Genomic DNA, 12009 nt, shown 5'->3' on the forward strand with positions numbered 1-12009 from the left:
CCCTCCCTTTGTTTTTTGTAGAGACGTGTTCGCGTTACCTGCCCTTCCGACTCTTGTTCTTGGAGTTGCCGGATGTTTTCTCCGGCTTGTCGGTCGCCAATGCCTGAGCGGTTACCTCATCGATGATGAGACCGTTCAGGAAGCCGCTGCGCAGCACCGCGCGCAGGGCCGTGATCTTTGCCTCGCCGCCGCCGATGGCGACGATGCGGTGTTTCTTCAGATCGGCAGCGGCCATCGAGGTGGCGCGCGCCGAAAGATCGAGATCGAGCAGCTCGCCCTGGGCGTTGAAGAAATGCCCGAGCAGATCGGCGCAGGCGCCGGCGCGCTTCAGCTCGACGACCTCGTCCGGCTTGATCATGCCGCTCGACACCAGGAAGCCGTCGGCATGGATCTGGCCGATGCCGACGAACAGCAGCGACGCCCGCTGCGCCAGCGCGAACACGTCCGATATGCCGAATTGCTGCATCAGCACGCGGCGGTCGGCGACGGAGTTGGCGAACACCGGCACCGGCAGCAGATAGGCTTCGGCGCCGGTGCGCTCGGCCAGGCGATGGATCACATCGAACGGGTTGGCGGCGAATTTGCGCGTCAGGCCGCCGAGCAGCGACACGAACTGCACGTCGCGCGCCGGCGTCTGCGGCAGTTGCGCCACCACCGCCGCAAGCGTGCGACCGTGGCCGACGCCGATGATCTTGTCGTCGCCGCGCTCCAGCACCTGGCGCAGGAAGCTCGCACCCTCCAGCGCGAGCGCCTTCAGTGGCAGATCGCCCTCGCCGAGATCCGGCGCAACACGGCAGAAGTCGAGCCCGTAGCGTTCGGCCAGCGCGTTCTCGAGTGCGACGCATTCGGCGACGGGACCCTCGACGAAGACACGGATCATGCCCTCGCGGCTGGCCCGCGCGATCAGGCGATGCGCCTTGGTGCTCTGGATGTTGAGGCGGTCGGCGACCTCCGACTGCGTCAGCCCGGCCGCGAAATACAGCCAGGCGGCTCGCGTCGCGAGCGAGGCCTCGCCGTCCACCATGGGCGTCCTGTCGGAAGCTGTCGTCACGCCTGAATGCCTGCTTGCAAAATTCTTCACACCTTGCAAAAAATTGCAGACGCCGGTCCGGCCGTCAATCCCCCAAACGTGCTGCAGCGCGTCAGGGATGACGCGCCGGGCGAGCACAGCCATGCTCGCCGGCACACAACGGGATGAGGTCGGATGACGGAGTTGTTTGTCGGCATCGACGTGGGCACGAGCGGTGTGCGCGCCTGCGCCGTCGATATCAGCGGCGAGATCAAGGGCGCAGCCGCCGTTCCGCTGGTCGCGCCGCGTCAGGACGGCAACGCCATCGACCAGGATCCTGAGCTGTGGTGGCAGGCGACGGTCGCGGCGCTCGACAAGCTCGGCAGGATCGTCGATCTCGGCGCCGTCGCGCGCATCGCGGTCGACGGCACCTCCGGCACCTTGCTGCTGATCGACGCCGACGGGCGGCCCCGCTCGCTCGGCCTGATGTACAATGATGCCCGCGCCGTCGACGAGGCCAGGCGCATCGCCGCAATCGCGCCGCCCGAGAGCGGTGCGCATGGCACGAGCGGCCCGCTCGCCAAGCTGCTGCATCTGCTCGCCTCCACGAGCGGCGCGCGACAAGCCGTGCACCAGGCCGACTGGATCGCCGGACGCCTCGCCGGCCATCACGGCGTCAGCGATGAGAACAACGCCCTGAAGCTTGGCTATGACCCCGTCAGGCGCGAATGGCCGCGCTGGATGGATCAGCTCGGCGTTCCTCGCGACGTCCTGCCGAGCGTTCTCGTGCCGGGCACGCCATTCGCCGATATCGATCCGTCGACCGCGCGCGCGCTCGGTCTGTCGCCGTCGGCGCGCATCGTCGCCGGCACCACCGACGGCGTCGCCGCCTTCATCGCCACCGGCGCCGATGCGCCGGGCGATGCGGTGACATCGCTCGGCACCACGCTGGTGGTGAAGCTGATCGCGACGCAGCCGATCTTCGCCGCCGATCAGGGCGTGTACTCGCATCGCCTCGGCGACAAATGGCTCGCCGGCGGCGCATCGAACTCCGGTGGCGCCGCACTGCTTGCGCATTTCACCGCCGCCGACATGGACCGCATGGCACCGTTGCTCCGCCCCGACGAGCCGACCGGGCTCGACTACTATCCGCTGCCCAAACCCGGCGAACGTTTTCCGATCGCAGATCCCGCGCTGGCGCCGCGGATCGCGCCGCGGCCGGTCGAGGATCATCGCTTCTACCAGGCGCTGCTCGAAGGAATTGCCGGCGTGGAAGCGCTGGCCTATCAGCGTCTTCACGCGCTCGGCGCACCGGCGCTGCGGCGGGTGATCAGCATCGGCGGCGGCGCCCGAAATGATGCCTGGACCGATATCCGCCGGCGCATCGTCGGCGTGCCCGTCAGCGTCGCCGCGCAGACCGAAGCGAGCTACGGCACAGCGCTGCTGGCGCTGCAGGGACCGCCGCGATGACGGCGGCGGCGTGCGAGATCAGCGGCCTGTCCGCCATTGCCGACCGGTTCGATCACGTCCTGCTCGACCAATGGGGCACGTTGCATGACGGCAGAACGGTGCTTCCCGCCGCGCATGACTGCGTCCTCAGGCTGCGCGAGGCCGGCAAGCACATCCTGGTGCTGTCGAACTCCGGCAAGCGCGCGAGCGCCAATGCCGAGCGCCTCGCCCGGCTCGGCCTGTCGCGCTCGACCTATGACGGCATTCTCACCTCGGGCGAGGTGACTTGGACCGGCCTGCGCGACCGCACCCGCGAACCCTTCACCGATTGTGGCAATGCCTGCTTCCTGATCACCCGGGGCGGCGATTGCTCGCTGATCGACGGGCTCGACCTCGTCCTCGTGACGGATATGCGTGACGCCGACTTCATCCTGCTCGGCGGCCTCGATGACGACCTCGCCGAGCCCGACCTCTGGCGCGATCGATTCACCGGCGCGGCCGCGCGGGGCGTGCCGATGATCTGCGCCAATCCCGACCTGATGATGTTCGGTGCGGCTGGCCTCGTGCCGGCGCCCGGCACGCTGGCGCGCGCCTATGAGTGGCTCGGCGGCCCGGTGAGCTTCGTCGGCAAGCCGCATGCGCCGATCTTCGCGGCGGCGCTGGAGCAGCTCGGCGATCCGGACCCGCACCGCGTGCTGATGATCGGCGACTCACTCGACCATGACGTCGCCGGCGCCCGCGCCGCAGGCCTGCAGAGCCTGCTGCTCGGCGATGGCGTGCATCGCACGACGCTGGCCGGTGCGCCCGACCTCGCTGCGGCAACGCGCAAGCTCGCAGCTTCGCCCGGCCGCATGCCGAATTGGACGATGCAGCACCTGGTGTGGTGAGAAGGAGACGCGAAATGCGCGAGCCTGCCGAGCTTGATGATTTGCGCCGGATGTCGGCGCGGGTCGGCCGCAACATCGAGCTGGTGCAAGGCGCCGGCGGCAACTCCTCGCTCAAGCAGGATGATGTGCTGTGGGTGAAGGCGTCCGGCACCTGGCTTGCCGACGCCGACGCGAAGGACATCTTCGTGCCTGTTCTCCTGCCTGCGGCGCGCGATGCGCTCGCCGCTGATGACGAGCGCATTCCGCTGGCCGCTCCCGGCCCCCTGCGCGCCTCGATCGAGACCGCGCTGCATGCGCTGCTGCCGCACCGGGTCGTGCTGCACGTGCATGCCGTCAACACCATCGCCTGGGCGGCGCGGCGCGATGCGCGCGATGAATTTGCAGCGCGGCTGGATGGGCTCGCCTGGCGCCATCTCGACTACTTTCATCCCGGACTGCCGCTGGCGCGCGCAGTAAGCACCATCGTCGCGCGCGACCGCATCGACGTGCTGATCCTCGGCAATCACGGCCTCGTCGTCGGTGCCGAAAGCTGCGATCAGGCCGAGGCGCTGGTCCATGACGTCGAGCGCAGGCTGGCGCTGCCGGTGCGCCCGGCGCCCGCTGCCGACGCCGCGGCCTTGCGCCGTCTGTGCGCCGGCACCGCCTATCGCCTGCCGCACGATGCCGGTAGCCACGGCATCGCCACCGATCCGTTCAGCCGCGCCATCGCGACCGGCGGCTCGTTGTATCCGGACCACGTCGTGTTTCTCGGCCCGGGCCTGCCGACGATCGAGAGCGCCGGCGGCCTCGCCACGCTGCTCGCACGGGCGGACGCGAGCCGCCTGCCCGCGCCCGTCGCGGCCCTCGCGCCGGGTCTCGGCGCCCTCATCCGCAGCGACGCCAGCCCGGGCGCCGAGGCCATGCTGAGCTGCCTCGCGCTCGTGACCAGCCGCCTGCCGTTATCGGCCGATATCGGCTATCTCTCGTCTCAGCACGAGCAGTTGCTGCTCAACTGGGACGCCGAACGCTACCGGCAGCAGCTGACGGCAAGCCGCCAGCCGTCGAATTGAAGCGGCGACGGATCAGGCGATCGCATCGCTCGAGACCGGCGGGGACGGCGCCCTCGCCCCAACCAGTTCGTGAAGCGCATCTCCGACCTGATCGATGACTTCGCCCCAATCGCGCCTTTCGCGCTGACGGAACAGGCGCATGCGCGGATACCAGACGCTGTCGTCCCGATCGAGCAGCCAGCGATAGTCCGGCGTGTACGACAGAAGCGTCCAGGTCGGACAGCCAAGCGCGCCGGAGAGATGAGCGACACTGGTATCGACCGTGATCACGAGATCCAGACATGAGATCAGCGCGGCGGTATCGGCGAAATCGGCAAGTTGACCCGTCAGGTCCACGATCCCGCTCGTCTCCTGGAGAACGGCCTTGTCTTCGGCCTTGGGCTCCTTCTGCAGGCTGACAAACGCCGCATCCGCGCCGAGCAGGCGGGACAACGTGCGCAACGGGATGGAGCGATTGTGGTCGTCGAGATGATTGGGGTTGCCTGACCAGACCAGGCCGACGCGCAATTTCTCGGGCGTGCCAAGGCGCTCCTGCCAGAGTTGGATCCGATCCGGATCAGGCGCCTGCAAATAGGACACCGGCGCTGGAATCGTGGCCAGTGTCGTCCGAAAGGCAAACGGCAGGCTCATGATCGGACAATGGACATCCACCCCCGCAAGGTCGGCGGCCTCCGAGACCGGAATACATTGCGAAATGCCTGGCATGTTCGACAACAGTGGAAGCAACGGCTTTTGAACGGCAAGGATGACGCGCGCGCCCAACGCTGCGACCATCGGCACGTAGCGGACAAACTGGATCGTATCGCCCAGTCCTTCATCGGCGGCGATGACGATGGTTTGTCCCGCGATGCCATCCTGGCCGAGCCACATGGGTCGCCGGAAGCGCGGATAAGAGCTCGGCAGGCTCCAACGGGCCTCCCGGCCAGACCAGCCCGCGTCGAGATTTCCCAACAACAGGTTCAAATGAGCCGTTCCAAGATCGGCCAGCGCGTCTCTCGGATCGGCCCCCTTCAACTGCCTGTAGATCTCGAACGCCTCGTCGAACCGACGGAGCTTCGTCAGCACGGAGGCCTTGTCGTGCAGCGCATCCCTTGAACCCGGCTGCAGAGCCAGGGCTCGCTCGAACCATTCCAACGCGTCCTCGTCTCGGCACATCGTCCGCAACACGATGCCGGTCTTGACGCAGATGTCGGAGTTTTCCGGTTCGATGGCGTGAGCTCGCTGGCAGATCGTCAGGGCCTCGTCGAAGCGCTTCAAGCCGTTCAGAAGCGCGCCACGCATCAAGAGTGTCGGGACATGGTTGGGCCGCAAGACGTCGCTCAGATCGAGATAGGTAAGCGCGTCGTCGATCCGCCCCAGCCGTTGAAGCGTGATGCCGCACTGGTTGGCGGCATCCCAATGCCTGGAATTCAGCTCCAGCACACGTTGGAAGCTCGACACGGCGTCGGCGAGCTGCTGCAGGTTGACGAGGGCATTCCCCCTCAGCATCCACAGATCGGCGCTTTCGAGACCGAGCGCCGTCGCCTTGTCGACGACCTTCAGCACCTCATCCGAGCGTCCCAAGACCTGCAGCACCGTGCCAAGACTCAGGAAGTACTGCGGCTGAACATCCTGCTGGAGCGCGCGGGATACCCACTGCAATGCAGCTTCATACTGCTGCCCCTGCAGGGCAAGGATGCCCAGCAAGTTGAGGGTCGGCGCATGCCCTCCGTCGATCGCAAGCGCCATATGGCAACACCGTTCGGCATCCGCATGTCGGCCATCGGCGACATCGCGCAAAGCAGCGTCATAGAAGAGCGCGGCACCATCGGGCTTGACAGGTTGGAGCTTCACTTTAGCGGGTGAAGCTCGGCGCTCGCGACGGTTCATTGCTGCATATGGTCCAGGTTGCGTCGTTAAAGTAGTTGATTCTCATTCAGGCTGACAGCCGCAATTCTATCTCCGGCTGTGGTGAGGGCCGCTCCGATTCTGGCTGCATTCCCTAGCATAAGAGCGCGGAAGACAACGATCCGATGACCACTTCGTGGAAGTCAAATTCAGCGCAACCATCGCGGGCACGATCAAATCGGCGTGCAGGACAAGGGTGAGGACTTCTTCGGTGGTTACGCCTATATGAGGTCGGGCCATCCGCCCGACCCTCGAGATCATCATCAGCGAAACGCCGGCGCATCTGCGCAAGTTTCACGATCCGGACTCGGGCCTGGCGCTGATCCGGCCGGATGCCTGACATGGGCCGTCGGACAGCTCGGGCTCGTCGCTGGACACGGCCATCCGCACACAGATCGGAAACGGACTGGAAAGGAGGGAGAGGTTGGATGGTGCGCTCGGAGAGGGAGAACACGTGCGTTCGTTCAGTGGCTGAAGCACGACCGCCTTTCCGCACACCGGCCGGACGCCGATTTCTGATCCAATCTTTCGCCGGCAGCGCTATGGCGCTTCATGCCCACGCGTGAGACCGCTCTCCCGGCGGTAACAGAGATGGAGTCTGTCCCACACCTTCATCATCGCATGGACCAGTTGGTCCATGAGCGCGTCGTCGTGATAGGGCGTCGGGGTAAGACGCAGGCGTTCCAGTCCTCGCCGGACAGTGGGGTAATTGATCGGCTGGATGTAGATGCCATGCTCCGACATCAGCAGGTCCGAAGCCGCCCTGCACTTCTCGGGATCGCCGACATGCACCGGCACGATATGGCTCTCGCTCGGCATCACCGGCAGGTCTGCTGCCGTCAGGACCGACTTTAATCGCGCTGCGCGATCCTGATGCCGGACGCGCTCCGCTGTCGAGGCTTTCAGATGCCGGATTGCAGCGGTCGCGGCTGCGCAGACCGGAGGCGGCAATGCCGTCGTGAAGATGAAACCGGGGGCGTAGGAGCGCACCGCATCGATCAGGTTCGCCCCAGCCGCAAGATAGCCGCCGAGACAGCCATAGGCCTTTGCCAGCGTACCCTCAACAATGTCGATCCTTTCCATGACCCCGTCGCGCTCAGCTATGCCGCCGCCGCGCGGGCCATACATCCCGACCGCGTGCACCTCGTCGACATAGGTCAGAGCGCCGTAGCGCTCGGCCAAGTCACAAATTCGATGCAGAGGCGCGACATCCCCGTCCATCGAGTACAGGCTCTCGCACACGATGAGCTTGGGCCTTTCGGGATCTGCCGCCCGCAGCAGCCGTTCGAGATGCTCAGGATCATTGTGCTGCCAGATCTGCTTCTCAGCACCGGCCTTGCGAACCCCCTCGATCATGGAGTTGTGGTTCAGCTCGTCGGAAAGCAGCAAACACCCAGGCAGCAGCTTGGCGATCGTCGATATCCCCGCCTCGTTGGAGACGTAGCCGGAGGTAAACACCAGCGCGGCTTCCTTGCCGTGGAGATCAGCCAGCTCCTGCTCGAGGGCGACGAGCGGATGGTTCGTTCCCGCGATGTTACGGGTGCCGCCCGCGCCTGTGCCCATGCGCGCTGCGGCATCGATCATGGCTCCTATGACATTCGGGTGCTGGCTCATGCCCAGATAGTCGTTGGAGCACCAGATCACGACCTCACGCTTGCCTTCCTCCGAATGCCAGATCGCATACGGATAGCGCCCCGCCAGGCGTTCGAGGTCCGCAAAGACACGGTAGCGCCGTTCCTGATGCAGTCGATCCAATGCACCGCGGAACATCGCGTCATATTCAGGGAGAAGGCCGAACGGCCGCATCTGGTAGTTCATGATTGGACGACTCCAGCAGACTATCTTGCCCGATTGAACTGGTAGGAGCCCTGGAGAAACACGCCATAACGCTCCGTCGTATATCGCAGCACCTGATTGAACGAATCGACCGCATTGGTGCTGAGATGCCACCAGCGCCCACCGATGCCGATGCGGAAATTGTCGGTCAACTGGTAGTTCAGCACGGTCTCGGCCTGGAATCCGGATCCTTGTCCCGAGGCGGGATCGCGCCCGAAGGTGAAATAGTGCGTGTCGATCGCATTCTGCGAAGTCCAGACATAGGCGGCCTCCGCCTGCCAGCTCAGCCGGTCCGACAGCCGCGTGTCGAGTGAGACACCGGCCCGTCCGCTATGCCAGCGATCCTGCTCGGTCACAACCTTCACGCCTGCCCCAAGCGCCGGACTGCAGATCGTCGGATTGCCACCCACCTGGGTGCAGCCCCGCGCGTCGACCGTTTCTGTCCAATATTGATAGCCGACGAAGGCGCCGAGCCGGAAGCGGTCCGTCTCCAGCAGGTTGAAACCGACATCGAGATTTGCGTATTGCAGCCGCCCGCCCACGCTGCTGACGGTCTTGGACGACGGATTGACGAAGGGCGCAAAGTCCTCGTCGACGAGCGTGCCCGAGCTGATCTTGCCCGCTCCGAAATAGCCCTTCAGAAACATGTTGGTGAACGGGCCGTCGAGCGCATCGACCCTGAAGAACATCTCGCCGCTGTGCCCGGTCATGCCGCCATAGGCGAGCCGGGAGACCTGAAGCGTCGCAGCCTGATCGGCGAAATAGCGGTATCGATTCTGCCCGGAGCTGAACCAGTAGCGCACTCCGGTCTCCAGCATGTAGGACGGCAGGATCGACGCGCGCGACCGCAGCGGCATATCGCCCGAGCCCGCCCCCTGGCCGCCCTGCAGCGCCGCAGGCCTGGCCCAGGCGCAACTGACAATCGAGGCGTTGCACTTCGTGACACCGTCGGCGTTGAAATCGCGCCGCAACGTGACCGTCGCGAACAAGTCCTTGGTCGTCGTCTTGACGTTGGCCAGCGTGCTGTCGACGAACCGGTAGCCGATCTCCGTTTCCAGGCTGATCTCCTTCGACCAGAGATAGCTGACCAGCAGCGACGGCAGAATCGTGTACTCCTTCAAGTCGGTCTTCGTCCCGGACCTGTACCCCGCCCGCAGCCGCGGGCTGATGGCGAGATCGGGCGTGATCGGATAGCGCGTGGCGAGATCGAGCACGTAGAACTTCGAATCCGCCAGGCTCGCGTACCGCAGCGCGCCCATGAACAGATCGCCCGGCTTGATGATGCCGTTCCCGGTCAGTTGAGCCGACAGATAATATTCGAGGCCGCTCGCCGGCGTGCCGTCGACGCCCCCGGAGGGCAGCGTGCCGGTCAGATTGGTCACCGTGGCATCGGCCGCGACCTGCCAGGTCTCGTTCAGGGGCCGCGAATAGCTCACCATCGCCGACTGGAACGTCGGCGTGCGGTCGATCGCGAGCTGCCTGATCTCGCCGGCCGTATTGAACTTCATCATGTCGTAGAGCGTGAGGAACGGCTGCCCCTGCAGCGCATTCCACGTCGAGAGAAATGGCACCCTTCGATAATCGAACGAGGCGTTGACGACCGACTTGTCCTCGAACGTATAGGTTCCCGAGAACACGGCGGCATTGAGCGCGCGGAAATGCGTGTCGTAGTCGATCAGGCCGAGCAGCGACTTGTTGGTGTCGAAATAGCGGAATTCGGCTCCGATGGCCTGGCGGTCGACGATGTTGCGGTCGTATTGCGTGATCAGATAGACCGTGGTCTCGAGGCCGCCGAGGATCTTGCCGAAATCGATGCTCGCGCCATAGAGCGTCTTGCCATCCTTGAACGGTGCGTCGAAACGGCTCCAGTTCGGCGAGCCCGCGAGCACGTTCAGGCGCAGCCCGGGGCTCTTCTGCCAGCTCAGCACCGCGCCGTCGAAGCGGCCGATCACGCCGCCTGTGTTGCGGGACTGCCGTCCGACGCGCAGCGTCACGTCGGCCTCCTTCAGCGTGTAGTCAACCTGGGCGGTCGAGACGCCGTATTTGTCGTTTCCGGTATCGAACTGGCGCTCATGGGTGAACGCCAGCCTGAACTTGGTCCTGATGCGATCGTTGTCGGCGGTGCCGAGAAAGTCGAAATTGGTCAGCAGCGTGTTCTGATGCACCCGGTGCGCGTCGGGATCCGCATTCGGGTTCGGCGCAATCGCCCTGTCCTTGACGGCGCTGGTCGTGTCGTTCGTGATGAAGGTGGTCGAGAGGCTGCCCGACATCGACCAGCGGGTGTCGCCGTTCGGCCCTGCCGCCTTGGTCGGCATGCCTGTCCCCATGTCTCCGCCCTCGGGCGTGACAGAAGACATGTCGCGCGGCCGCGCCGGTGCACTGCTGGTCGCGGTGAGAAGCGCAGCGAGCCGCTGCCTCACCCGCTCGGCGCCCTCGCCGCTCGGATAGCGGCGCAGATAGTCTTCATACTCCGCCTGCGCGGCAGCGGTCTGGCCGGCCTTCTGCCGCGCCACGCCGAGCAGCTCCTGCGCCTCGGCGCTCGAGCCGTTCTCGGGGAGTTTCAGCACCTTTCGCAGGAGATCGATCGCGGCGCTGAAATTGCCTTTCTTGATCGACGCGCGAGCCTCGTCCATCGAGGCCTCCGCAAACCGGATGTCCGCCGCGGACGCCTGCTGCATCGTGCGATTGTCGTTGCGGACCGACGCCGCCGCGCCGGGGATCGCAACCGGTTTCGGCGCATCCGGAGCGGCTACGCTCGGCACCAGGGCTTTCACCTTGCACGCCGACACCGGGCCCTTTCGGGCCACCACGATCGCCACCTGCTCGAAGCTGCCGGATTGGACGATCTGATAGGTGAACTCGCCGGCAAACTGGACGACGAGGATTGGTCCTCTGTTCTGATCGAGCGTCAGATAGACGTCCTGGATGCCGGAGCCCTGGGCGTTGTCGACACGCACGCCTTCGCGCCTGACCAGGCGGCGCGCCATGATTGCGTCCCGATCGACCAATTGCAGCGAGACGCTGAGCTGGCTGCCCTGGTCGAGCGGGAAATGCCCGGTGTAGCGGACACGAACGTGAAAGTTGACCCGCAGAAGGCTGCAGTTTCCGATCGTCGTGGCAGTTGCATTGGCGACGAACTGATCGATGACCGGCTGGGCCGGTGCAACGCCAAAGGCTCCGTCGAGCAGGATTGCGAGCAGGCCGGCCAGCAGACTGATCAGCCATCCCGCCGACCTCGCCGCCGCTGCTTGTCCGAAGCAGCCGCGCATCACCAGCCGCCTCCATTGACCCGGTGCTGCCGCTGGCGGCGGGTGATGATGGTGGTTTGCGATTTGTCAGCATAGATATGGCATGCGCCGGTGCAGTCCTTGAGCTCGGCGACGGTGTAGTCCATCGGCGCCGGCTTCACGAGCTTGGCGTGCTGCTGCGGGCGGAAATCACTGGCGTGGCAGGCGGCGCAGTCGGGCTTGTAGGCCGCGAACTTGAACACGACGGCTTGCGAATTGCCGCTGTGGCAGGCGGTGCAGCCAATGGCCGCGCTATGGTTCGGATAGCTTGCCGACATATGCCGGTAATTGACCGAGCTCCAGCTCACCGTCCGGTGGCAGCTCTCGCAGGGGACGTTGGTCACGAAGTGCTTCGGCGACTTGCCGGTGGCATTGGAGCCGTTGTGACAGCTGGCGCACGGCGCAGTCAGGCTGGTGTGATCCATCCGCGCGCCCGAGAACGACACGGTGTTCTTGTGGCAGCTCTCGCATGGCGCGCTGGTCGCGACGTGCTTCTGCGGCTTGCCGGTCGCGGCCATGCCGTTGTGACAGCTCGCGCAGGCCGCCATCGTGCCGGTGTGGCTGAACCGGGCGCCGCTGAACGTCGTCGTGCTCTTGTGGCAGGT

Annotated in this window: 7 protein-coding genes and 1 pseudogene; 3 read left to right on the plus strand and 5 right to left on the minus strand. The window is 65.4% G+C overall.

Annotated elements, in window-relative coordinates; all coding sequences use genetic code 11:
• Positions 1-34: 34 nt before the first annotated feature.
• Positions 35-1024 carry a sugar-binding transcriptional regulator gene (locus QX094_RS34450; protein WP_315718398.1) on the minus strand — a complete coding sequence of 330 codons (990 nt, stop codon included), beginning with the start codon at positions 1022-1024 and terminating at the stop codon, positions 35-37.
• 180 nt (positions 1025-1204) lie between these two features.
• On the opposite strand from QX094_RS34450, the gene QX094_RS34455 reads away from it, so the two are divergent.
• Genes QX094_RS34455 through QX094_RS34465 form a run of 3 tightly spaced genes read left to right on the plus strand, consistent with a single transcriptional unit; the run spans position 1205 to position 4394 of the window.
• The gene (locus QX094_RS34455) at positions 1205-2479 is read left to right on the plus strand and encodes an FGGY-family carbohydrate kinase (protein WP_315827289.1); all 1275 of its coding nucleotides are present in this window, start codon (positions 1205-1207) and stop codon (positions 2477-2479) included.
• Positions 2476-3345: a TIGR01459 family HAD-type hydrolase gene (locus QX094_RS34460; RefSeq protein ID WP_316171460.1), complete on the plus strand. Its 870-nt coding sequence runs from the start codon at positions 2476-2478 to the stop codon at positions 3343-3345. Before QX094_RS34455 ends, QX094_RS34460 begins: the two co-directional genes overlap by 4 nt.
• Before the next feature lie 14 nt (positions 3346-3359).
• Positions 3360-4394, plus strand: coding sequence for a class II aldolase/adducin family protein (locus tag QX094_RS34465; RefSeq protein ID WP_316188511.1), 1035 nt, complete (start codon positions 3360-3362; stop codon positions 4392-4394).
• Between the two features lie 12 nt (positions 4395-4406).
• Here QX094_RS34465 and QX094_RS34470 read toward each other — a convergent pair whose 3' ends face one another.
• The 4 genes and pseudogenes from QX094_RS34470 to QX094_RS34485 all read right to left on the minus strand — a co-directional run.
• Positions 4407-6263 (minus strand): tetratricopeptide repeat-containing glycosyltransferase family protein, encoded by a 1857-nt coding sequence (locus tag QX094_RS34470; RefSeq protein WP_316188512.1) that lies wholly within the window; start codon positions 6261-6263, stop codon positions 4407-4409.
• 558 nt (positions 6264-6821) lie between these two features.
• Positions 6822-8099, minus strand: a complete 1278-nt coding sequence (gene hemA / locus QX094_RS34475; RefSeq protein ID WP_315827292.1) for a 5-aminolevulinate synthase — start codon at positions 8097-8099, stop codon at positions 6822-6824.
• 20 nt (positions 8100-8119) lie between these two features.
• On the minus strand, positions 8120-11386 hold the full coding sequence (locus QX094_RS34480) for a hypothetical protein (RefSeq protein ID WP_315827302.1): 3267 nt from the start codon (positions 11384-11386) through the stop codon (positions 8120-8122).
• Positions 11386-12009 (minus strand): annotated as a pseudogene (locus tag QX094_RS34485) (hypothetical protein); the annotation flags it as partial. The gene QX094_RS34480 and the pseudogene QX094_RS34485, both read right to left, overlap by 1 nt.

It is taken from the genome of Bradyrhizobium sp. SZCCHNS1050, from assembly GCF_032484785.1.
In the GTDB taxonomy this organism is placed as follows: Bacteria; Pseudomonadota; Alphaproteobacteria; order Rhizobiales; family Xanthobacteraceae; genus Bradyrhizobium.